Below are 22934 nucleotides of genomic sequence, written 5' to 3'. Positions count from 1 at the left end.
CCGAATCCGTGTCGTACCCTTCTTCCCTCTTCCTTCTTCCCTCTTCCCTCTTCCTTCTTCCTTCCTTTAATGTGCCCAGAGAATCACGCCAGCTTCATAAGGACTGCTGAGATTATCGTGCTTCGGCAAAACCCGCAACGACAAACCTTGCAAACCACTAGAAGTATAAGTAATGTCAGCCGTATAAAGGCTAGCATTCTGAGAATCTTCTCCCAAATACTCCATCACCACCGGCACGCCACCAATAATATCGCCGTTAGCATCAACGGAGCCTTGATAAAGTTCAACTTGCACGTCTGCAGGTGTCAATCCCATCAGATTAATCCGAGATTTAACAGAGATCGACTGATTGACCTTAACTTCCTTATCCTGGGAAATATCAACAGCCTCAATCTTAATATCCTTCCACTTCGCCAGAACGTGCTTCTTCCAGTGAGACAACTCCTTGGCTGGAGCACAATTATCCGAAGTCATCGTGAAGAATCGATCGCTCACCGGGAAATAAGCCCGCCGCGCGTAATCTTTCACCATCCGAGCAGTATTGAAGAAAGGACAGTTTAAGCGAATCGAATCCTTCATTTTCTCCGTCCAACCGCGAGGAATTCCGTCAGCATCCCGGTTGTAAAACAGCGGTACAACTTCCTTCTCCATCAAGTCGTACAAAGCATTAGCCTCGACCTCATCCTGATACTTAGTATCTTCGTAAAACTCGCCATGTCCGATCGGCCAACCGGTGCGAACATAATCAGCTTCATCCCACCATCCGTCGAGAATGCTGAGATTCGGTAAACCATTCATCGAAGCTTTCATCCCCGAAGTCCCGGAAGCCTCACGCGGGCGGCGTGGCGTATTCAGCCACACATCGCAGCCCGACACCATCATCCGAGCGACGTTAATGTCGTAGTTCGGCAAAAAGACCATCGAGCTCATCGTGTCGTGCTCGCGGATGAAGTGAACGATATCCCGAATCAATTCCTTACCCGGAATATCCATCGGGTGAGCCTTCCCAGCAATCACAAACTGCACCGGGCGATTGCTGTCCCGCATGATCCGCATAATTCGATCGACATCGCGCAAAAACAGCGTCGCCCGCTTGTAAGTAGCAAAGCGGCGTGCAAACCCGATCGTCAGCACCTTCGGATTGAGAGCCTCCCGCGCGTGTTCGATTTCCGTTTGGGCCGCACCGCGCTCACGCAAAGTCTTTTGCAGCCACTCCCGTGCGAACACTACCAACTCGGATCGACAACGTTCGTGATTTCGCCACAGTTCCTCATCAGGAATCGATGACATCCGATCCCAGAGTCGATCGTCCTTGCGAGTCATTTCCCACTCCGGGCCGAGGTATCGATCGTACAACTCCTGAGTAGACTTCGCCACACAACTGCGAGCGTGCACCCCGTTGGTAATCGAAGTAATCGGTACTTCTTCCTGCGGCAAACCCGGCCACAAACCCTGAAACATCGGGCGCGACACCACACCGTGCAAAGCCGCCACCCCGTTGACAAAACTCGACATTTTAATTGCCAAAATTGCCATATTCAGAGGTGCGGACAAATCGCCAGTATTCTCCCGGCCCAATCCTAAAAACTCATCTTGCGACAAGCCAAATATCTTGGGATAGTGACTCAGATAGTGCATCACCATATCCGGCTCGAACAAGTCAAACCCAGCAGGCACCGGCGTGTGAGTCGTAAACATACTGCTCGAAACCACCACCTGTTCCGCTTCTACGAAACTCAGGTGATATTCCTCCATCAGCATCCGAATGCGTTCCAAAGCCATGAAAGCCGCGTGGCCTTCATTCATGTGATAAGCCGTAACTGTCAGCCCCAATGCCTTGAGCATTTTCACGCCGCCGATGCCCAGCATGATTTCTTGGTGCATCCGCAGAGTTTTATCACCACCATACAGTTGGTCGGTAATATCTTGGTCGTAGCGGCTGTTAGGTTCAATATTTGTATCCATTAGGTACAAAGGAACCGTTCCCACTTGTACTCGCCAAATCCGGGCATACACCTTGCGGCCGGGATAGTCCACCTCAATCCGCAATTCCGAACCGTCGGGATTGCGTTCTGGGTGAAGCGGCATATTGTAGAAATCGTTGAGCGGATAGCGTTCTTGCTGCCAGCCGTCGGCGTTGAGATACTGCGAAAAATAACCTTCTTGGTATAGCAAGCCGACACCGACTAAGGGCAAGCCCAAATCGCTAGCTGATTTGAGGTGGTCGCCTGCGAGCACGCCCAAGCCGCCCGAATAGATCGGTAGGGCTTTAACTAAGCCGAATTCCATCGAAAAGTAAGCGTAGCATTCTTGCTGCTCGGTGCCGCGCTGTTTGCGGTACCAGGCGCGATTTTTGAGATAATCGTCTAACTGCTGGGCTGCTCGGTTCATTTGGGCAATGAAGCCTTCGTCTTCTGCCATTTCTTGCAGCCGCTCTTGAGATATGGTTCCGAGCATCAGCACCGGGTTTTGGTTGCTGGAGTCCCACAGGTCTCGATCGAGGCGGCGGAAGAGGTCTTTGGTATCGACGTTCCAGTCCCAGTGCAAGTTGTAGGCAAGCTTGCGTAGGGGTTCGAGAATTGTCGGTAGCGACGGGGAAACGTTAAATGTACGAATTGGCTGCATAGACAAAGCCTTTATGTTGGGGTAGCGATATTTTCCTCTGTCTTTAGGTACAAGTCCGTTATTCTGCACACTATTTTAAGTTTTAACCAGTTCATGCACGATGCCATCAAGCAGACGAAACGGAAGCGCAGGTCGTTCGATGTGAGCGAACTGGCCGTTTTCGGCTGCGATAACTGTCGCAAGAAGGCCTCGCCACCAGACCATCACGACTCGACGGCGATCTGTCTTGAGTGCGGCAACGAGTTTTCCTACAGTGGCTGCTCGTGCGACGGCTGCGGCGGCGGGACGTATGCGGGTTTCGGCGGTGGTCGCACGACTTTTTACGTGTAACTTCGCAGGACTTGCACGCAGCGTTACAACCGCACGCAGTCGTAAGTCGCGACCCAATTAAGCAATTTTCACTTGTTGCAACTGAGAATTTAGCAATAGCTTCCTAGCATCACCAGCCGACAGGGCAGGGCTGAAATAGTAACCCTGAATTTCTTGACAGTGGAGTTCGCGCAAACACTCCAACTGCTCTTTAGTTTCTACTCCTTCGGCTACCACGCTCAAGTTCAAATCTCGCCCCAGCGTCGCTACAGCCTTGGCGATCGCGCGTTCGCACGGATCAGTCGTCAGTCCGCTGACAAAGGATTTATCTATTTTTAAGATATTCAAGGGAAACTTTTTGAGATAATTTAGAGAACAATAACCCGTGCCGAAATCGTCCAGCGCAATTTGCACTCCCATATTCTGCAACTCCCTGAGAACTTTTGTGGTATAATCCACATCTTGCATGGCTGTAGTCTCAGTAATTTCTAATTCTAAATACTTGGGTGCTAAACCGCTTTTTTCCAAGCACTTCGCTACCATTTCTAATAAATTAAATTGCTGGAACTGCCGAGCCGAAACGTTGACTGCTACCCGCAAATCTGGCTGCAAAGCATCCTGCCAAGCTTTATTTTGAGTGCAGGCTGTTTGCAGCACCCATTCCCCAATAGGTACAATGAGTCCGTTCTCTTCGGCGATCGGAATAAATGTAGCGGGAGTAACTAAACCTAATTGTGGATGTTGCCAGCGTAGCAGGGCTTCCATACCCTGAATTTTCCAAGTAGCGATGTTGACTTTTGGTTGGTAAAAAACCTCAAATTCTCCCTGTTCTAAAGCCTCGTGCAGCCTGTGTTCTATAGTTAGTAACTGGCTGCCTTGGGGATTAATTGTTGAAGTATATAACTGATAGTTATTTCTTCCCATTTCTTTAGCGCGGTACAAGGCGGCATCGGCATTTTTGACTAAAGTTTCGGCATCTTCGCCGTCGTTTGGATAAAGGGCAATGCCGATGCTGCTGCTAACATGAAACGGCTGTCCTTCTAGTTTAAATGCTGGCTTTAAATTGTTGAGTATTCTTTGAGCTGTTTTAACTGCATCTTCTAAGCAATTGATATCGGGAAGCAGTATGGTAAATTCGTCGCCTCCCCAGCGGGCAACCGTGTCAGTCGATCGCAAAGTGTCGCTGATGCGTCCGGCAAAACCTTCTAACAGGCGATCGCCCGCAGCGTGACCTAGTGTATCATTAATCTTTTTGAACCTGTCCAAGTCTAAAAACATCACAGCTAGCATTTTTTTGGTTTCTTTAGCTTGTTTTAAGGAAGCCAGCAGCCGCTCGTTAAAAAGTATCCGGTTCGGTAAACCGGTGAGTTGGTCATAAACAGCTTGATAGCGAATAATTTCTTCAGCTTGCTTGCGCTGAGTGATGTCCATCATCGTGCCGATCGCCCTTACTGCTTTGCCACTTTCATTACGGATGATATAGCCGCGATCTAGTACAAAAACATATCCCCCGTCTGCACGGTGAAAGCTGTATTCTTCCGACCAATATTGAGCGTCTGAGTTCATTGTTTCGTTGAAGCTTAACATCACTCTTTCCCGTTCTTCGGGATGAATATTTAGCCACCACGATTCTACTTCTATCGTCTGATTTTCGTTGAGTTTGTATCCAAAAACTTTTTCAAATTCTTCACTCAACCAATACTCATTTTTTGATAAATCAAAATCCCATACGGCATCATTTGTCGCCCGTGTCAGCAGGTGAAAGCGTTCTTCGCTTTTGCGTAGTTTTTCTTCGGATTGCACCCGTTCCGTTACATCCCGAAAGCTGAATACCCGACCAGTAATTTTGCCTCCGGTGCGCTGGGGCAGCGAGTAGCGCTCGAAAATTCTGCCATCTGTCAACTCGATGAGATCGTAACTTTCTGCTGCAGGACGATCGGACAATTCTTTAGTACGGTTGAGAAATATTTCCGGGTATTTTAACAGGTTGATTCCAAACGCCAAAATTTGGTTGTTATCTCTCGAATCCAGCAGGAAATCCGGCAACTGCCACATTTCGGCAAATTTGCGATTAAAGGTGAGCACTGTGCCTCCACTGTCAACCGCCAGAATACCGTCAGCAGTAGATTCAATGGTTGCTTGAAGCAACGAAAGAGATGTTTCTAGTTCTAGCTCTGCTAATTTGCGATCGCTGATGTCAAATGCTGTGATTAATATTGAGGCTTTTTTTTCAAATTTGATAATATCTACAGTTGCTTCAATCCAGCGCATTTCTCCTGTTTTCGTGACTATTACTAATTCATATTTAGACCCTGCATTTGAGCGCGCATGGCTGGATTTACCCCATTTTTTAACTATTTCTATAAAATCTAGATGAATTAAGTCGTATAAATCCAATGCTAGTAATTCTTCGCGAGTATATCCTGTCAGAGCTTCTGTCTGAGCATTGACATAACGGAACTGTCTACGGTGATAGATAAATGCCACAGCATTCACAGTTTCTATCAGTTGGCGAAACTTTTTTTCACTGCGCCGCAAATTTCTTTCAACCCGCTTGCTATCGGTAATATCTTCTGCTATATATAACTTGCCGCTGACCTTACCTTGACCGTCGCGAATAATTGAAATAGAAAGCAGTACAATTATTTTTTTTCTGTGTTTAGAAAGGTAGACTTTTTCGACGTTGCGGACAGAACCTTCGGCTGTTAAACTAGCTAACTCTAACTCCTGTGCCGGTGATTCACTTTTCTTAAAAAGTCCGGCTATTGGTTTGCCTAACAACTCTTTTTTAGAGTATCCCAGAAGTTGACAGGTAGCTTGGTTTAACGACAGGATATGACCGCCCGGGGTGGTCGCAATTATCGAGACGTTCATTTCCTCGCAAATATCCAGGACATATTCGGCAGTTTGCTGCAAATCTTGGGTCATTTGGGCAATAGTATGCCAGATATCCTGTTCTTTTTTTGGATACAACACTTTTTCTCCTTTTGGTAGCTTGTCATTCTCTGTTTCAGACTTCGGCTTGATTAACCTCATCCTCTTGGATAAGCTATTTACTGTCTTCCCCCTGATAAATAATGAGATTACTAAACAAATAAAAACCAGAGAATAACCGATTATTGTCAACCTAATAGTAGGTTCTTTTCTAGAATTTTTCTGAGATTGTATATAATTGTAACTCGGTAATTTTAGTGGCTCAATTGGGGATAATTTATCTAAAAATAATGCAGCGCTTGCAGAAGTAAGGGGGCGAGATGCCGATCGCAAATAGCTATGTTTCTGAGACCCAACCACAATCCCTTCTACAGGGCTAGTGCCATGTCCATCTCCTAGACTTGTCGGTAATTTTTTGGGATTAATGCAACATTCCGCACCAAAAATAGCAACCGCGAAATATCCCAACATCAATTGAAAAATTATTTTCATTAGATCCTGTTCCTAATAAATTTAAATAAATCCTTTTTCTGCAATCCTAAATGTTAAAACTTTTAGCATAACTTGCTCTGCCATAGGAAAACCCAGCCAACCTTAATTAATGTGGGCTTGTAAATTAAATTGTACCCAGCTAATAACTTAGCTTTATAACTAATTACAATTTTAATCTTAATTTAAAATGTGTCATCAGCCATTGTGCCACAAATTATCCGCCATTCTGCCTAGACACCGAGTGGAAGCGCGCTAAGATTAGATAATTCCCGCAAGGAGGCGATCGGGATTTGTTAGAAAAATAAACAATTAGCTTAAAATCGATGCAGAGGTCCACTAATTGAACCCATGAGTCAGACCATCCCAGAACTCCAAAAAGAAGTCCGCGCGCTGCAAGCAGAAGTTACCGCCCTGCAAGAGTCGCGGGAAAAACTTGGCGTACAGCGCTCTGAGTGCCGAGTGGCAGTCAGTTTTCCCAAAAATAATACTCCTGAAGCCATTGCCGAGTTCCACCAGCAAACTGCTGCTTTTGGGGAGCAGTGGTTGCAGCAAATCCAGGAAATTGACCGAGAGACTAAAAATATTGAAAAGCAACTGCAACAAAAACAGGCTTTACTCAATTACAAGCAAGGTGAATTAGAAAAAATGCTGGCAGGAGAGCACTGGCAAGAAGTAGAAAATACTGTTCAAACCGGGGAAAAGCGCTTGCAAGCACAAGCTCGCAGAATCAATCAAGCAGCAGCGCAGCTAGAGGTAGAAATTCAAGCTTTGAAAGCACTGTACGACCAACTAAACCCGAGTTATTCTGAGTGGTTTCAACAACCAACTCAAATAGTCAAATTTTCTGCAACAACTATTCCTTATGCTGTTCCCAGCAGCAGCGGGTTGATATTGGAGAATAAGGAGATTGAGTGGGAAAAAACGTAGTTTTGACTTGTAAAGTTTCAAGGTAAATTAGTGATTTGAATGTCGCCGTCGAACCATCTAATAAGCAATACAGATTCGACGGCAACATCGCAATTATTTTACCTGCTTTTTTAGATAAAAAATACAAAACTGCCTCTGGTACAGCTAATTTTAAGATTTTTGAGTTTCATTTTTTGAAACAGGTTTATTTTTAAGTCTCGTGTCAATCTAAAATCTAAAATATAACAGTTCTGGACGCATCAACCGGGTTTTACGAAAAGACTTTGTTGCAGCCCTCGCTTCCGCTAAAAAACCCGGTTGATGAGAGCGAGGAGTGCGTGAGCTCTGTCTAAAATCTCAAATAAACTTACTGATGAAACAATTGATTTGGATAGCGCTATTTATTCTGGTTGCGGTGACGGCTGTTGGCTGGGGTTCTGACTCGTGGCAGCGGTTGTCGGCTGTACCCGAAGTTGGGATCGATCGCAATATCCACACTTCTCAAAACCCGTCTCCCTTACCGCTTCCTGCTGAAAAAAATGCTTTTTCTCTGCCCCAAATAGACCAGTCCCGCTTGTGGAAACACGTCGATAGTTTAGCAGGAGAACGGGATGGAGAAGGCTCTCGCTCTTTTACTAGAGACTACATTTCCCAACAACTCCAAACATTAGGATTTTCCCCTGATCTGCAGCAGTTCGATCGCGGAATCAACGTCTTCGCTGAGAGAAAAGGTACTGACTCAAACGCCGGTGCAATTTTAGTGGCAGCACACTACGATACTGTACCAAACTCCCCAGGCGCTGACGACAATGCGACGGGAGTTGCAGTAGTTTTAGAAGTAGCAAGATTGCTGGGTCCTCGCCCCACACCTCGGACATTGCAAGTAGCATTTTTCGACAGGGAAGAACTCGGACTTTTAGGCAGTTTAGCATTCACCGGTAGCGAGGCGCGGTTAAAAAATTTGCAGGGTGCAATCGTCCTGGATATGGTAGGTTATGCCTGCCGCACGCCCGGATGCCAGCAATATCCCGAAGGATTGACAGCGCAACCTTTTCTAGAAGCATCGGGGGTAACTTCTCCCGATAAAGGCGAGTTTATCGCTGTGATTGGGGATGCGGAACATCCGCTGCTATTGAAAAGTTTTGCGGAGTCGGGAAAAGCGGATTTGCCTGCGGTGGTGGCGCTGCCGGTTCCCCTGAAAGGGTTGCTGACTCCCGATGTTTTACGCAGCGACCACGCGCCTTTCTGGTATAAAGGAATTGGTGCTGTGTTGGTGACGGATACTGCAAATTTGCGATCGCCCCACTATCACCAATCTAGCGATACATTAGCAACTATCGATCGACCTTTTTTCGCCGGTTCTGCTCAAATTGTTGTTAATGCCGTTGCTAAATTATTGGAAATTCGGTAATTGGTAATCGGTAATTGGTAATCAGCAATCTACTCATTACCAGGCAGGGCCTGGTAACGCATATCCAGAGGCTCTGCCTCCAATTTTCCCACGCCAAGCAAGCGGGGCAGAGCCTCTGGAAATCAATTCCTAGGCAGAGCCTAGGAACTAGGTAAATAACTAATAAGTAATAACTAATAAGTAATAACGAATGACTAACAAAGAAAGCCTGCAACGGCATTTACTGCAACTAGACAATCGAGGCTACAAAGCCTACAAAGACATTCAAGGTAGTTACGACTTTTCTGAATTTCGATTAATTATTGATTACGTGCAGGGAGATCCGTTTGCTTCTCCGAGTAAATTTAGAGTCATAGTTCCGCCAAACATTGCTCAAATTCCTTATCAACTTTTCAATTCTCGCAGTCGAGAAATAGCTTTGCGAGATTACCTAACTCGCCAGTTTGACAAAGCCGCACACAGCATCAGCAGCAAACGCGGTACTGGGAAAAGCGGTATGATTGCAGTGACTCGGTTCGGACAAGAAGTTTTAGAGCGAACTTCCGCATTTATCATTTCCTCAAATACATCCGATATCGAAGATTTAGGAGGAGTTGAACTGCGATTTGCCGTCGGACTTCCAGCGGGCGGGCGCAGTATTTTAGGGCGACAAGCTGCTGAAATGCTGTGCGAAGATATTCCGCAAATTGTCAGCACTTCTCTGAAGTATGCTAACTTAAATGCGGCTGAATGTCGGCGTCACGTTGAAACTGTAGAAGATGCTGACTGGCTGCGGCAGCAGTTAGCTGAAAACCGATTAGTTGCGTTTGTGGCTGACGGTTCTATTTTACCCCGCCGCAGCGGTGTTGACGATCGCCCTTTGTTAAATAATGCTGTGGCTTTTCAGTCGCCGCCGTCGTTAAAAGTTGAGTTTAATTGTCCGAATCGCGGTTTGATGTCCGGTATGGGTATTCCCGCTGGCATTACTTTGATTGTTGGGGGCGGCTATCACGGCAAATCAACTTTACTCAGGGCGATCGAGTTGGGAGTTTACAACCGAATTCCGGGAGATGGCAGGGAATGTGTGGTGACTAATCCGGCGGCGGTGAAAATTAGAGCGGAAGATGGTAGAAGTGTGGCGGGAGTTGATATTTCGCCTTTTATTAACCACTTGCCACAAGGTAGAGATACTGCACAATTTTATACTGAAAATGCGAGCGGTAGCACGTCGCAAGCTGCTAATATTATTGAGGCTTTGGAAGTGGGGAGAAAGAAGAAAGAAGAAGGAAGAGGGAAGAAGGAAGAGGGAAGAGGGAAGAGGGAAGAAGCTCAGTCTTTTGTTTTAGACACGGAGTTAGTCGCTATTTCAGAAGGGGATTTAGTGCCTGTTTTATTGGTGGATGAGGATACGGCGGCGACGAATTTTATGATTCGCGATCGCCGAATGCAGGAACTCATCGCTAAGGATAAGGAACCGATTACGCCGTTTATTGATAAAGTTAAACAGTTGTACGCAGATTGCGGCGTATCGACTATTTTAGTCATGGGGGGAAGTGGTGATTATTTTGATGTGGCGGATACTGTGATTGCAATGGAAAATTTTCAAGCATATAATGTGACAAAAAAAGCTAAAGATATAGCTAAGAATTACTCGGTTAGCCGCGCTGTTGAAGGGGGAGAAAATTTTGGTAAGATTACTCAAAGAGTGCCGATTCCTGCTAGTTTAGATCCGAGTCGGGGACGGCGAGATGTGCGGGTGAAGGTGCGGGATGTTGATGAATTGGCTTTCGGAACTGAGGATATTGATTTGGGTGCTGTTGAGCAAATTGTGGACAGCGGACAGTTAAGGGCGATCGCTGCGGCAATGGTTTATGCTAAGCAGCAATACATGGACGGAAAACGCACTTTGTCGGAAATCATAGATTTGGTGATGGCAGATATTGACGCGCAGGGGATGGATATTTTATCGCCTTTTCCTGAAGGGGATTTTGCCATGTTCCGACGATTTGAATTTGCGGCGGCAATTAATCGGCTTCGCAGTTTGTCCGTTGTTGCCAAAATGACTGTTGACTGTTGACTGTTGACTGTTGACTGTTGACTGTTGACTAATGACTAATGACTAATGACTAATGACTAATGACTTTTTGATATGCTAACAAAAGTGAGTGCAAAAACCGCGATTGAAGTATGACAGGCAATATAGGACAACTGACTGCTTTAAGCGATCGACCTTATTTAGTATTAAGCAATCAAGGCGAGGTTTTACAGCTAGAGTTAAAACAGCAGCAGCACGTATTGGGGCGCGATCGCACTCGTGCTGATTTAGTCATTCCCGAACCCTGGCGGGCAGTTTCCGGCGTTCACGCTGTTTTGCGCCAAATTGGGGATAATTACTGGATTTACGACGGTGACGGGCAGCGGCCGAGCACTAATGGCTTATTTGTCGATCGCACTCGCATCACTCCCAATGACGGTTATTGTCTGAAAAACGGCACAGAAATTAAAATCGGTCTCGATCCTCAAAATCAAGTTTTGCTGAGTTATTTTAATCCGCTGGCGAATCAGGTTGCTGTCCCTAGCAAGCAGTCAATTCTTCTTAAGAATCGGTCGGTTTTGTTGGGCCGCGATCCAAACGCTTCGCTGCAATTAGATGCGCCGCTTGTTTCTAGACGCCACGCCACAATCGACCAAGACAGTCGCGGTAATTATATTTTGCGAGACCACAGCGTTAACGGGGTTTTTGTTAACGGTCAGCGAGTGACAAATTCTGTACAGTTGTCCGAGGGAGATGCAATTCGGATCGGCCCGTTTACTCTAACTTACCGCAGCGGTGAGTTACAAATGCAAGACCGAGGCCATCAAATTCGTTTGGATGCTGACAGTCTGGTGATTCCGAAGCGTTTGGATAACATCACTTTGGCGATCGAACCGGGGCAGTTTGTGGCTTTAGTCGGCGGTAGCGGCGCTGGCAAATCTACTTTAATGCGGACGCTTTTAGGTATCGAAAAAACTACTAACGGCGCTGTGTTTCTCAACGGTGACAACCTGCGCCAAAACTTCAATATTTACCGCAATCAAATCGGTTACGTGCCTCAAGATGATATTGTACACGCAGATTTGACAGTAGAAGAAGTCTTGAGTTATGCAGCTAAATTGCGCTTACCTCCCGATACAGATGTCAAGCAGGTAGTCGCAAAAACTTTAGAAGATATTGAAATGACTCACCGTCGCAAGGCTTTGGTAAAACAGCTTAGCGGCGGACAGCGGAAGCGGGTCAGCATCGGAGTTGAACTGTTAGCAGACCCGAAACTTTTCTTTTTAGACGAACCGACTTCAGGACTCGATCCGGGTTTGGATAAGAAGATGATGCAACTGCTGCGAAAGTTGGCAAACCAAGGCCGGACGGTGATTCTGGTGACTCACGCGACGGCAAATATCACGATGTGCGATCGGATTGTTTTTATGGGTCGCGGCGGACGCCTTTGTTACTTCGGCCCGCCTAGGGAAGCGCTCGATTTTTTCGATGTCAAAACAGGCGATTTTGCAGACATTTACAACGAATTAGAAACAGGAGAAACCAACGTTCAAAGCTGGGCAGAAAAGTTTAATAAATCTCCATACTATCAGCGCTATATTGTCAACCACTTCAGCACAGGCAACGCTAATGCAAAAATACCTTCTGCACCTTCTGTACCAAAATATCAATCTTTTGTAAAACAACTCGTTTTGCTTGCCCAGCGCTATTTACAACTCGTTTCCCGCGACTTAATTAACTTGAGTTTAGCTCTTTTAACGGCTCCGATCGGCATTAGTTTGCTGCGGCTAGCCGTCAGAGATAAAGACCCATTAATTGGCGCACCGGAGGCAACTTTAGCACCTTTGGCGCTCAGAGTTCTATTTGTATTTACCTGTGCGGCGATTTGGGTAGGACTGGCAACTTCTCTGCAAGAAATTGTTAAAGAATCTGCTATCTATTTGCGCGAACGTTTGGTCAATTTAGGATTGTTTGCTTATTTAGGTTCAAAACTTTTTATACTTTCTGGTTTAGCAGTATTGCAAACACTGTTAATGGTAGGAGTTATTCTGATTGCTTTTAAATCCCCAGAACCGAGTTTGATTTCCTGGTCTGTGGGAGCAAGCATTACCACATTCCTAACTTTGATGAGCTGCATAAGCCTTGGATTAGTCGTTTCCGCGATTGTTAAAAATAGCTCTCAAGCTAATAGCGCTTTGCCTTTATTATTGCTGCCTCAGATTATTTTTTCTGGAGTTTTGTTTAAGATGGAAGGTGCGGCGAGCAAGTTTTCTTGGCTGATGTTAAGCCGCTGGTCTGTGGGTGCTTACGGCTCTTTAGTTAATGTGAATGGGATGGTTCCCGCGCCTACTACATTACCGGACGGGAGTACGCTTCCTCAGCCGTTTGAGCCTACTCCGGTTTACGATCCAACCTGGGAGAATTTGAGTTTAAATTGGGGTATTTTGTGCGTGCATATTTTCGTTTATTTGATGTTCACTCTGTGGTTGCAGAAGCGGAAGGATATTTTATAATTAAAATTACGCCTTTTCAACTCACAGTTCATTATCAAATCAGATGGGGGGAGAGATAAATGTTAGTTAAAGCCAACGCCGTAGTAGAAATTGCTGCATCGCCTGAAGTAGTCTTTGATTTTGTTACCTCCCTGTCAAATCTGCCCAAAGTCTTTCGCGGATATGGCCCAATTCCAGCAATTATTAAAGCTGAGATGGCAGATGGTGGAGAAATGCGTGAAGGCGGCGTGCGGCGGATAGAAAATTCCGACTCTTCGGTTATTGATGAAGAAATCATTACTTTCAAAAAGCCAGAAAGACAAACCTACCGACTGGTTAGAGGGTTTAAGTTTCCGATTTCTCTACTCATTGAGTCTGGTGGGGGAGATTGGAATTTCACTGCTACAGCAAAGGGAACTCGGATTGATTGGGAGTTTTATTTTATGCTGACTTCTCCGGTATTCTATCCCGTTGGGTTGTTGCTAGTTCAGGTTTTTATGCAAAAAGCTATGCAGCAGTGTTTAGATAAAATTCAAGAATATTTGGCTAACCCAAGCGAATAGATTATATGAATTATTGGCTAATGAAGTCTGAACCGGATGTTTATACTATTGCGGATTTGAAGCACGATCGCACTTCCATTTGGGATGGTGTCCGCAACTATCAAGCGCGCAATTTTATGCGAGAAATGAGTCGAGGAGATTTAGTATTTTTTTACCACTCTAATACTCAAATACCGGGAATTGTCGGCTTAGTGCGTGTCGTTGAAACTGGAATTGCTGATCCGACTCAGTTCGATATTAATAGCGAATATTATGATCCTAAATCGCCGTTTAATGCTCCTCGCTGGCAAACTGTGAGAGTTGAGTTTGTTGAGGAATTTGCTAAGTTAATATCTTTGGATGAACTGAAACAAAAGTTTAGTGCTGATGAGATTTTGGTGGTAAGGAAAGGCAATCGGTTATCGGTGATGCCGGTATCTGAAGTTGCTGCTGAGAAGATTTTGAAGATGAGATGAGTTTATTACTCACTTTATACCGGGCGAGCGTAAGTCACTAGCAACGCGAACAAACAAACAAAGTCCGCAGGCGCGGACTGAAGAATAAATGGCGTTGCTGAGTTAGAGTATGAATAGGAGGAATAATTTATGCAATGCCCAGAATGTAAATCAACCCATATCCGTAAAAATGGCAAGAAGAAAGGAAAACAGAATCACATTTGTGTCCAATGTGGTCGTCAATTTATTAATCACTATTAAGCCCATCGAGGTTATAGCGAGAGTATCAAACGTTATTGCCTAAAAATGTATGTCAATGGTATGGGCTTACGGGCGATAGAACGAGTTAAGGGAGTTCATCATACCGGGCGTAATAAATTGGATAAAACAAGTCGGAAAACTGTTGCCAGATGTTTATGATCCTGAAGTCATTCCAGAAGTTGGTGAACTCGATGAATTACAAACTTATGTAAAAAAAACAGACAAAATCTGGCTGTGGACAGCGGTTGACCACTTTCAACCAGGAATTTTAGGCTGGGTATTAGGGAATCATAGCGCTAAGATATTTGAACCATTATGGGACAAGGTAAGTGCATGGAAATGCTACTTTTATGTAACTGATGGATGGTCTGTATATCCCATGTTTATTCCTGATGGGTAGCAGATTATTAGCAAGACTTATATGACACTCCTTAGAAGGGAAAAATACCAGACTAAGACATTATTTGGCTAGGCTAAATCGTCAGACTCTTTGTTATTCTAAATGTGAGGAAATGCTCAAGCATTCTATTAAGTTATTAATACATTACTTGAAATTTCATGATATTCCCATTCCTGGGGCATTCATACCTTGATTCAGCAACGCCTGGGTTTTATCGGATCTGTTCTACTGTTTATATGTCGCTGATTCCCAGCTTCTCTTTAATAATTAATGCCCCTAATGCCATCCTAAATGATTTGGCGGGTGCTCCCATTTCGGTGGGGAAATTTTCAGCATATTCTGATTCAAACTCTGACGCCCGGGATTAGTTGCGCCATTTTCACCCAACGGTTATCTTCTGACAATCTTCCTTCAAAGGGGAGTTCAAAGTCGGATGGGGGGCTTGGGGCAAGCTCAGCTTTTCTATACACGATCGCAGGTGGTGATGCACGGGTTTTGAGTTATTATACCTGTTTTTCTTGCACCCTTACTACTTTTTTGGTCGGAAAATCCCTACACTGTTTACTTTTCTCACTGATTCAGCAAGCCCCAACTAGAGTTTTAGCAATATTTTCTGCCTCCGCCTCCGATGCTGCAGTTACCAGCACCACCCCAAAATTAATTGTCATAGTCAACAGTGAACAGTGAACAGTGAACAGTGAACAGTCAATCGATTTTAGATTTTAGATTTTAGATTTTAGATTTTAGAATTGAAGCATTGACCCCACAGATAAATTCGGGGGCAAGTTTCCTCGGATACAGGTTTTTTATTTCTGGGTCCTGAGTCTCCGAAGGAATGAATCCGAGGGCTTGTATCCTGGATGCTTTCGGTCAACAGTTAACAGTCATCAGTCAACAATCAACCGTTAATCTCATTAACTTCCCAAGAATTGACTCTGCCCGCCCCAGCTAAGGAAAAATAGCGTCTAGTAGATTCCGGCAAAATGGCTCCCGCCAACAAAGCATTATCTAAATTAGCTCCTATTAACGTCGCCTCGCTCAAATCTGCTGCCATCAAATCTGCTTGACACAACTTTGCCCAATTCAGATTTGCCCCTCTCAAACAACTTCCCCTCAACTTAGCCCCGGTTAAGTTTGCACCCGCCAACTTCACCCCACGCAACTGAGCCGCGCTGAAATTTGCTCCCGCCAAATTCGAGCCTTCCAAATTAGCTCCCATTAGTTTAGCTTCGCTCACGTTAACGCCGCTCAAATCTGCACCGCAGAGATTCACCCCTGCCAACTGCGCTCGCCGCAGACTGACTCCTGTTAATTGAGCTCCAAAAAGTTTTGCACTATTGAGCCTTGCACCGTAAAGGTTTGCCCACTTAAAATTAGCTGCCGTCAGATTAGCGCCCAGCAAGTTAACTAATTGCAAGTCGGCGCTGCACAAATTGGCATTCCACAAGACAGCACCCCGCAGGTTTGCGCCAGTTAAAGTTGCGCCACTTAACTTTGCTCTCGGCAATTTTGCTTTTACCAAAAAAGCACCGCTGAGATTGGCTTTTGTCAAATCTGCACCTGAGAGTTGGGTTTCACCCATTTTGGCAAAAGTTAGATTTGCTCTGTGCAGCAGTGCACCTTTGAGTGTTGCTTTGGTGAGAAACGCCCTGCTGAGGTTCGCCCCTGAAAGATTAGCTCGCGAAAGGTTGACTCCGATTAAGATTGCTCCGCTGAGGTCTTTCCCGCTGAGGTCGGCTTCAGTAAAGTCTCTTTCTCCTTTTTCGTAATTGTTGAGCAGTTCACTAACTTCCATAGGGCATCAGACCTTCTATGATTGTGGGGTTTCGATCCAGAAATCTTTACTGTTAAGGTTGTTTCAGAAAGGAAACTGTTTTAGAAAGGAAACTGTTTTAGCCTTTGCCTCAAACGGTATAAATTTCATTAACATCACTTTCTGTTTAAAGGCAATCTCTTAATAAAGATTTTATATCTTCCACGGGGTAGCGATCGCCCTTTCGGTATTTTTGAATTAAAAGTTAATGTTTTGTGACATAGATAGTCCTTGCTTAACGATCGACCGTTATTCGCAACTTCAGGCGCAGCGTGCCCTTGAATCCTGCAGGAGGTTGCCAGGAACTCAAGGCCATCTTGAGAGTTTCTACTGCGTCTGTTGCTTGCAGCGTCGAGGTTGTAGTGTCTATCGCCAATCGGGTAACGCGGCCGTCTTGTACCAATAACTTCCATACCGTTTCACCGCTAACCCCCGCCGGGAGATTAACAGATTGCAGGTATTGACTCAAAGCCGCGATCGCCCCGGCATCCAACCCTTCGGCGCTAACTACTTGGAGGCGAGAAGCCAAAGGCTTGGGGCGTTGCAACTCACCGTAACCGGGCTGGCGCGGCGGCATAACAGGAGCTGGCCTCACTGGTGCCGAGCTGCGGGTCGAGGTAACGCTGCGACTGCCGCCTCTTGTTGGCTCTGCCTCCTCCGACTGGAAAATACCTTCATAGCTGACACCCTGCGGCAATTCCACAGGCACTTGCACGCGGCGACGAGATCCATCGGGTTCGACTCGTACTTCTTCGCTCACAGCCACAAAAGCCGTGTATTCCGACAGCAAGCGATAAGTCAGAGCAGTATTAGTTACAGCTTCCACCAGAGATTTAGTCTCGCCACCAAACATTTGATTCATTAAATCTTTAATGCGCGATCGCCCCCAAAGTTGAGCTACCGCCGGATTGCCAAAATCCGTAGCGGTTGCTGCGACTGAAGTAGACTCCCGCTGCCGCCCGCCGGATTGAGCAAAATTAACAGGTAAAACTTGCTCGTAAGCTTTGCCACCTGCAAGAGTGCCGCGGATGCGAAGTTGACCGTTAGCTCGATCGGTCTTTTTGCCAAACAAAACCAGTGGCTGACTCGCAAACAAGTCTGGGGGTGCGATCGGATAAATCTCCGGTTTTTCCCCCATCCCTTCCCAACTAATTTGAATATTAGTCAATACCGGACTATTAATTTCCCGAAAAAACTTTTCTGCCGCTTCTGCTGACTGTTCATCTTGACGAATTACTTGAGACGTGCCTCTTCCCACTTCCGCCAAACGGTTAATCAAAAACCGATTCACCGAACCGCCGACACCAAAACTATAAAGTCGATTTCCCGGTTTCAGACTTTCCTGAACCCGCGCTAGCACTTCATTTTCATTACCAATGTAACCGTCAGTAATTAGTACAATACTCCGCAGCCTTCCCGTTGCCGCCGCCGGAAAATTCATCACGGTTTGAATACCGTTAAGCAGTTCAGTACCACCGTTAGCCTGCAACTTGTCGATATAATTAATTGCGCTTTGTCGATTTTCTGCCGTATTCGCTAAAGGAGTATTTGAAAGCGCTTTCGCAGTATTTGCAAAATCAATAATAGTAAAAGTATCGTTGGGATTCAGCCCTTGAATAAAGCGGCGCATCAACTCCTTAGATTTTGCCAGCGGTTCGCCCTGCTGAGAACCGGAAGTATCCATCAGAAACACGACATCTTTAGGTACAATTTCATTAGTTTTGTAATTTAATGCCGGAATCAAATAAGTAGCAAAATGACCGCCCCGCTGGTCGGATTGAGTCAAGACAGTTGCGCGCGTATTTTCGCCCGCCACTCGATAGCGCAAAATTAAATCTTTATTGGGAATTGTGTCAGAATTGGCTAATTGGACTTGCACAATATTTCCCCTGCGGTCAGTTGTAATTTGATGGGAAGTAGAGCGGACATCGCCGATCGCAACGCCGGCATCTATTTCTACCGAAACAGCGATATTGTGACCCGAGATCTTTCCTGGAGGCAAAACAGGCGGGTTAATGCGATCGGCATCGGTATTAACCCTCCCCTGCCCCCCCCTTGCTAAGGGGGGAAATTGAGAATCGCCCCCCCTTACTAAGGCGGGGTTGGGAGGGGTCGAATTTGCCGAAATATAGCGAGGCCCAACCACCATTGGAAACACAAATTCGTAATCGCCGCCGACAAATTTGAGACTTTCCGTGTAGCGAATCGTAACTTCAATTTTTTCTCCCGGTTTGATATTAGCGAGAGACTGAGTAAAAATATTGGATCGTTCTTGTTCCAACAAACCCGCACTCCGGCCTTGCTTTCTGGCTTGTTCGTAAATTTCCAAAGCTTCCTCGCGGCGTTTGATATCAGCTTTAATAGTTCGTGAGCCTATTTTAATTTCCATATCATCTACCGCCGCTTCATCGGGCAAAGGAAATACATAAACAGCTTCTATAGATTCGAGAAAAGGATTTTCAAACTTCTGAACAACTTCGACGCGGGAGATATTGCCAGTTATTTTGGCTTTAACTTCAGTCTGCTTGAGAGGAAAGACTTGTTCTGAGGCCGTATTTTGAGTTTTGACGAACAAACCGCCGACTGGACAGCGAGTTTCGGGCGATCGTCCGCCATTGCAATTAACATCGTTACTAGCGAGGATTTTCGGCGACGCAGACGAATAATTTTCCCCAAGAGCATTGGCCCGGGCCGTATTTGGAGCGAGCCACACGCCACACTCGATGGCTGCGAGCAATGCGATACCAGCAGAAAGCAACCGTTGAGGGGATAGAACGCAGACAAACTTCATAGCAGTTTTTTTTAGCAGACTTGAGGTGCTTTGTGTACCATGACTTTACGATTGCCGAAACGTTCCTGAGTTAGCTTTTTGGGAAAAATGACTGAGCGCGTAGGGCTGATTTTAGATTTTGGATTTTAGATTGACAATCAAGCATCCAGGATACAAGCCCCCGGATTCATCCGTCCAGAAATAAAAAACCTGTATCCGATAAAAAAGTCGCCGAATTTATCCGTGGGGTCAATGGTTCAATTCTTTAATCTAAAATCTAAAATCTAAAATCGCGCAATCGATTGACTCGCCTAGGGGCCGACTGGGGGGCGGGAACTTTTGTCGAAGCCATGATTGCTCTGTCCGACTGCTGTCGTCGGCTTGCATCTGTATTTGGGTGAGGTCGGTTGGGGCGATCGTCCGCGAACCCAACCTAGAAGATTGTATGATCGTTAAATAATTAAATAACTCTAACATCAACCTCTCAAGCTCTAATAAATTGAAAAAGCCATGAATTTTATTAACCCCAAAACCGACTTTGCCTTTAAAAAAATCTTCGGATCTGCTGACAGCAAAGACATTTTGATTAGCTTCTTAAATGCCATCCTCTACGAAGCGCAGCCAGTCATCGAAGATTTAGAAATTATCGATCCTTATTTAGCTCCTAAAATCAAAGGAGTCAAAGATACTTACTTGGATGTCAAAGCTAAAATTAGTGGCAGCAAAACTGTGATCATTGAAATGCAAGTATTGAATGTAGAATCGTTTGAAAAGCGGATTTTATACAATGCTACCAAAGCTTACTCATTGCAATTGAAAAGCGGAGAAAACTACAACCTCTTAAATCCCGTGATTGCCTTGACGATTACAGATTTCCAAATGTTTGAGCATCTGGAAACAGTAATTTCGCGGTTTTGTATCAAAGAAAAAAACAACTTGGTCGATTATTTGGCGGATGAATTAGAATTTGTATTTGTTGAGTTGCCAAAATTTGACAAGACTTTAGCAGAACTAGAGACTCTGACTGATAAGTGGATATATTTCATGAAAACCGCTCGGACTTTAAGGTCTGTGCCGGAAGAGTTGGGAAATGTACCGGAACTCCGCAAAGCTTTTACAATTGCCAATGAAGCAAATCTCGATCCTGATGAATTGGAAGATTTAGAAAGGCGAGAAATTTTTATTCAAGACCAGCGCGGTGCAATTACCAAAGCTACCAGAATCGGGATAGAACAAGGAATCAGACAAGGCATCGAACAAGGCATCGAACAAGGCATCGAACAAGGCATCGAACAAGGCATCGAACAAGGCATCGAACAAGGCATCAAACAAGGAAAGTTGCAATTAGTTGTTCGTTTATTGGAGCGCCGTGTCGGCCCGTTGTCGTCGGAGATTCAAACTCGCATCGCTCAGTTATCCGCTCAGCAATTAGAGAATTTAGGAGAGGCCGTCTTAGAGTTGGCCAGTGTGTCAGATTTGACAACTTGGTTGCAAGCACATAACAATCGTCAATAATTTGGTCAAATGGGTGTAGGGGGCAATCCCCCGTGGTTGCCCTTATGGATTACCTATGTCACATTTGAGTCTGACCTGACATTGAAACATCTAAAGTCGAAAATCCTATGAGCAAATTTGTGTTTGTGACTGGCGGCGTGGTTTCCAGTATCGGCAAGGGAATTGTCGGTGCTTCCTTGGGCCGCCTATTGAAGTCGCGGGACTATTCTGTCTCGATTTTGAAGCTAGACCCCTATATTAACGTTGACCCCGGCACTCTGAGCCCGTTTCAGCACGGAGAAGTCTTTGTCACGCAAGACGGTGCGGAAACTGACCTGGATTTGGGACACTACGAGCGTTTTACCGATACTTCCATGTCTCGCCTCAATAGCGTCACCACGGGTTCCATCTATCAAGCGGTGATCAACAAAGAACGCCGCGGTGAGTATCAGGGGAGCACGGTGCAGGTGATTCCACACATCACTAACGAGATTAAAGAGCGAATTCACCGGGTAGCAAAAAATACTAATCCTGATGTGGTGATTACGGAAATCGGCGGAACGGTGGGAGATATTGAATCTTTGCCGTTTTTGGAGGCAATTCGCCAGTTTCGCAAGGATGTAGGCCGGCAAAATGTTGTGTATATGCACGTCACGCTGATACCTTGGATTCCTTCGGCTGGGGAGATGAAAACTAAACCGACTCAGCATTCGGTGAAGGAATTGCGGTCGATCGGCATTCAACCAGATATTTTAGTCTGTCGGTGCGATCGCCCGCTGTCTTTGGGCATGAAACAGAAATTGTCGGAATTCTGCAACGTACCCGAAGAATGTGTCATCACATCTCAAGATGCTAAAAGTATCTACGAAGTACCCCTGATGATGGAACAGGAAGGTTTGGCGCAACAAACGCTCAATTTGCTGCAACTCGAACATCGCCAGCCAGATTTGCATCAGTGGCAAACTTTAGTCAACAGGCTTTACAGTCCCAATCACAAAATTGATATTGCTTTAGTTGGCAAATACGTGCGGTTGAACGATGCTTATCTTTCGGTAGTCGAAGCTTTGCGGCACGCGGCAATTGCGATCGGCTGCGACCTGAATTTGCACTGGATTAACTCAGAAGATTTAGAATCGGGAAACCTCGATAATTATCTCAAAGGTATCAACGGCATTCTTGTACCGGGAGGTTTTGGGGTTCGGGGAGTTGACGGCAAAATAGCGGCGATCGAATATGCCAAACACCATAAAATACCCTTTTTGGGATTGTGTTTGGGGATGCAGTGTGCTGTGATTGAATGGGCGCGCCACATCGCCCAACTAAAGGATGCCAACAGCGCTGAATTTGACCCGGATACTGCAAATCCGGTAATTAATTTATTGCCAGAACAGCAAGATGTAGTCGATTTGGGCGGTACAATGCGACTGGGTTTGTATCCGTGTCGTGTCAACCCAGACACGCTAGCTTTCAAACTTTATCAGAAAGAAGTGATTTACGAGCGGCACCGCCATCGGTACGAATTTAACAACGCCTACCGCAATCTTTTCTTAGAATCAGGTTATGCAGTCTCCGGTACATCTCCAGACGGCCGATTGGTAGAAATGATCGAATTTCCCAACCATCCCTTTTTCATAGCCTGCCAATTTCACCCCGAATTCCAATCTCGACCTAGCGCCCCCCACCCATTGTTTCAAGGGTTTATCCAGGCCGCTAGCATCCAGGGAAAGCAGGATGTTTTAGAAGATGAGGGTCGCGACTTGGTGGCCGGGAAAGTTGCAGCAAACTGATCTCATATCATGTGCGATCGATTAGTTCTGATATATTAGATGTCTGTAGGGGCGGTTCAGAGTAGACAATATTCAAATCGCCCAGACAATGGACATTACAAAACCCACCCGACAGACCAATAGGATTTGATAGGGGTCGCACTTACCGGACTAGATATCGGGCAGTATTCTCAACGAGTGAAAAACCTTCCCCCCAACCCCTATGCTAGGGCTGGGGGGCTAGTACCAC

The 22934-nt window shown here is 45.6% G+C and carries 13 protein-coding genes and 2 pseudogenes; 10 read left to right on the top strand and 5 right to left on the bottom strand.

The window, feature by feature from the left end; translation table 11 throughout:
* Positions 1 to 66: 66 nt before the first annotated feature.
* The gene (glgP, locus tag QUB37_RS04545) at positions 67 to 2625 is read right to left on the bottom strand and encodes an alpha-glucan family phosphorylase (RefSeq protein ID WP_333159521.1); all 2559 of its coding nucleotides are present in this window, start codon (positions 2623 to 2625) and stop codon (positions 67 to 69) included.
* A 93-nt stretch (positions 2626 to 2718) separates the two neighbouring features.
* On the opposite strand from glgP, the gene QUB37_RS04540 reads away from it, so the two are divergent.
* Positions 2719 to 2955 carry a hypothetical protein gene (locus QUB37_RS04540; protein WP_333159520.1) on the top strand — a complete coding sequence of 79 codons (237 nt, stop codon included), beginning with the start codon at positions 2719 to 2721 and terminating at the stop codon, positions 2953 to 2955.
* Between the two features lie 57 nt (positions 2956 to 3012).
* Here the strand turns inward: QUB37_RS04540 and QUB37_RS04535 are convergent, their stop codons facing one another.
* The gene (locus tag QUB37_RS04535; protein WP_333159518.1) at positions 3013 to 6360 is read right to left on the bottom strand and encodes an EAL domain-containing protein; all 3348 of its coding nucleotides are present in this window, start codon (positions 6358 to 6360) and stop codon (positions 3013 to 3015) included.
* Between the two features lie 348 nt (positions 6361 to 6708).
* On the opposite strand from QUB37_RS04535, the gene QUB37_RS04530 reads away from it, so the two are divergent.
* The 7 genes and pseudogenes from QUB37_RS04530 to QUB37_RS04500 all read left to right on the top strand — a co-directional run bounded on the left by QUB37_RS04530 (position 6709) and on the right by QUB37_RS04500 (position 15034).
* On the top strand, positions 6709 to 7287 hold the full coding sequence (locus tag QUB37_RS04530; protein WP_333159516.1) for a hypothetical protein: 579 nt from the start codon (positions 6709 to 6711) through the stop codon (positions 7285 to 7287).
* A 352-nt stretch (positions 7288 to 7639) separates the two neighbouring features.
* A complete protein-coding gene (locus QUB37_RS04525) occupies positions 7640 to 8677 on the top strand; it encodes a M28 family peptidase (RefSeq protein ID WP_333159514.1) in 1038 nt (345 codons plus the stop codon).
* Between the two features lie 190 nt (positions 8678 to 8867).
* On the top strand, positions 8868 to 10733 hold the full coding sequence (locus tag QUB37_RS04520) for an ABC-ATPase domain-containing protein (protein WP_333159512.1): 1866 nt from the start codon (positions 8868 to 8870) through the stop codon (positions 10731 to 10733).
* A gap of 110 nt (positions 10734 to 10843) precedes the next feature.
* Complete coding sequence (locus QUB37_RS04515) at positions 10844 to 13204, top strand: FHA domain-containing protein (RefSeq protein WP_333159510.1); 2361 nt, start codon at positions 10844 to 10846, stop codon at positions 13202 to 13204.
* A gap of 59 nt (positions 13205 to 13263) precedes the next feature.
* Positions 13264 to 13746 carry an SRPBCC family protein gene (locus QUB37_RS04510; RefSeq protein WP_333159508.1) on the top strand — a complete coding sequence of 161 codons (483 nt, stop codon included), beginning with the start codon at positions 13264 to 13266 and terminating at the stop codon, positions 13744 to 13746.
* Positions 13747 to 13751: 5 nt separating this feature from the next.
* The gene (locus tag QUB37_RS04505; protein ID WP_333159506.1) at positions 13752 to 14201 is read left to right on the top strand and encodes an EVE domain-containing protein; all 450 of its coding nucleotides are present in this window, start codon (positions 13752 to 13754) and stop codon (positions 14199 to 14201) included.
* A 129-nt stretch (positions 14202 to 14330) separates the two neighbouring features.
* Positions 14331 to 15034 (top strand): annotated as a pseudogene (locus QUB37_RS04500) (IS1 family transposase).
* A gap of 42 nt (positions 15035 to 15076) precedes the next feature.
* Here the strand turns inward: QUB37_RS04500 and QUB37_RS04495 are convergent.
* The 3 genes and pseudogenes from QUB37_RS04495 to QUB37_RS04485 all read right to left on the bottom strand — a co-directional run.
* Positions 15077 to 15311, bottom strand: a pseudogene (locus QUB37_RS04495) (IS5/IS1182 family transposase); the annotation flags it as partial.
* 428 nt (positions 15312 to 15739) lie between these two features.
* Positions 15740 to 16636, bottom strand: a complete 897-nt coding sequence (locus tag QUB37_RS04490; RefSeq protein ID WP_333159504.1) for a pentapeptide repeat-containing protein — start codon at positions 16634 to 16636, stop codon at positions 15740 to 15742.
* Positions 16637 to 16889: 253 nt separating this feature from the next.
* The gene (locus QUB37_RS04485) at positions 16890 to 19445 is read right to left on the bottom strand and encodes a VIT domain-containing protein (protein ID WP_333159503.1); all 2556 of its coding nucleotides are present in this window, start codon (positions 19443 to 19445) and stop codon (positions 16890 to 16892) included.
* Positions 19446 to 19934: 489 nt separating this feature from the next.
* Between QUB37_RS04485 and QUB37_RS04480 the strand changes: the two genes are divergently transcribed.
* Together QUB37_RS04480 and QUB37_RS04475 are read left to right on the top strand one after the other, a co-directional pair.
* Positions 19935 to 20939: an Rpn family recombination-promoting nuclease/putative transposase gene (locus QUB37_RS04480; RefSeq protein ID WP_333159501.1), complete on the top strand. Its 1005-nt coding sequence runs from the start codon at positions 19935 to 19937 to the stop codon at positions 20937 to 20939.
* Between the two features lie 107 nt (positions 20940 to 21046).
* Positions 21047 to 22705, top strand: coding sequence for a CTP synthase (locus QUB37_RS04475; protein ID WP_333159499.1), 1659 nt, complete (start codon positions 21047 to 21049; stop codon positions 22703 to 22705).
* Positions 22706 to 22934 lie beyond the last annotated feature (229 nt).

The sequence above is a fragment of the Microcoleus sp. AT3-A2 genome (assembly GCF_036705685.1).
GTDB lineage: Bacteria > Cyanobacteriota > Cyanobacteriia > Cyanobacteriales > Microcoleaceae > Microcoleus.
Note: the sequence above shows the minus strand (reverse complement) of the source record. Positions and strands in the feature narration are given on the sequence as shown.

What these genes read in the sequence shown, in the direction of transcription:
- glgP (WP_333159521.1), bottom strand. Translation starts at nt 2,625, where the DNA reads ATGCAGCCAATTCGTACATTTAACGTTTCCCCGTCGCTACCGACAATT.
- QUB37_RS04540 (WP_333159520.1), top strand. Translation starts at nt 2,719, where the DNA reads ATGCACGATGCCATCAAGCAGACGAAACGGAAGCGCAGGTCGTTCGAT.
- QUB37_RS04535 (WP_333159518.1), bottom strand. Translation starts at nt 6,360, where the DNA reads ATGAAAATAATTTTTCAATTGATGTTGGGATATTTCGCGGTTGCTATT.
- QUB37_RS04530 (WP_333159516.1), top strand. Translation starts at nt 6,709, where the DNA reads ATGAGTCAGACCATCCCAGAACTCCAAAAAGAAGTCCGCGCGCTGCAA.
- QUB37_RS04525 (WP_333159514.1), top strand. Translation starts at nt 7,640, where the DNA reads ATGAAACAATTGATTTGGATAGCGCTATTTATTCTGGTTGCGGTGACG.
- QUB37_RS04520 (WP_333159512.1), top strand. Translation starts at nt 8,868, where the DNA reads ATGACTAACAAAGAAAGCCTGCAACGGCATTTACTGCAACTAGACAAT.
- QUB37_RS04515 (WP_333159510.1), top strand. Translation starts at nt 10,844, where the DNA reads ATGACAGGCAATATAGGACAACTGACTGCTTTAAGCGATCGACCTTAT.
- QUB37_RS04510 (WP_333159508.1), top strand. Translation starts at nt 13,264, where the DNA reads ATGTTAGTTAAAGCCAACGCCGTAGTAGAAATTGCTGCATCGCCTGAA.
- QUB37_RS04505 (WP_333159506.1), top strand. Translation starts at nt 13,752, where the DNA reads ATGAATTATTGGCTAATGAAGTCTGAACCGGATGTTTATACTATTGCG.
- QUB37_RS04490 (WP_333159504.1), bottom strand. Translation starts at nt 16,636, where the DNA reads ATGGAAGTTAGTGAACTGCTCAACAATTACGAAAAAGGAGAAAGAGAC.
- QUB37_RS04485 (WP_333159503.1), bottom strand. Translation starts at nt 19,445, where the DNA reads ATGAAGTTTGTCTGCGTTCTATCCCCTCAACGGTTGCTTTCTGCTGGT.
- QUB37_RS04480 (WP_333159501.1), top strand. Translation starts at nt 19,935, where the DNA reads ATGAATTTTATTAACCCCAAAACCGACTTTGCCTTTAAAAAAATCTTC.
- QUB37_RS04475 (WP_333159499.1), top strand. Translation starts at nt 21,047, where the DNA reads ATGAGCAAATTTGTGTTTGTGACTGGCGGCGTGGTTTCCAGTATCGGC.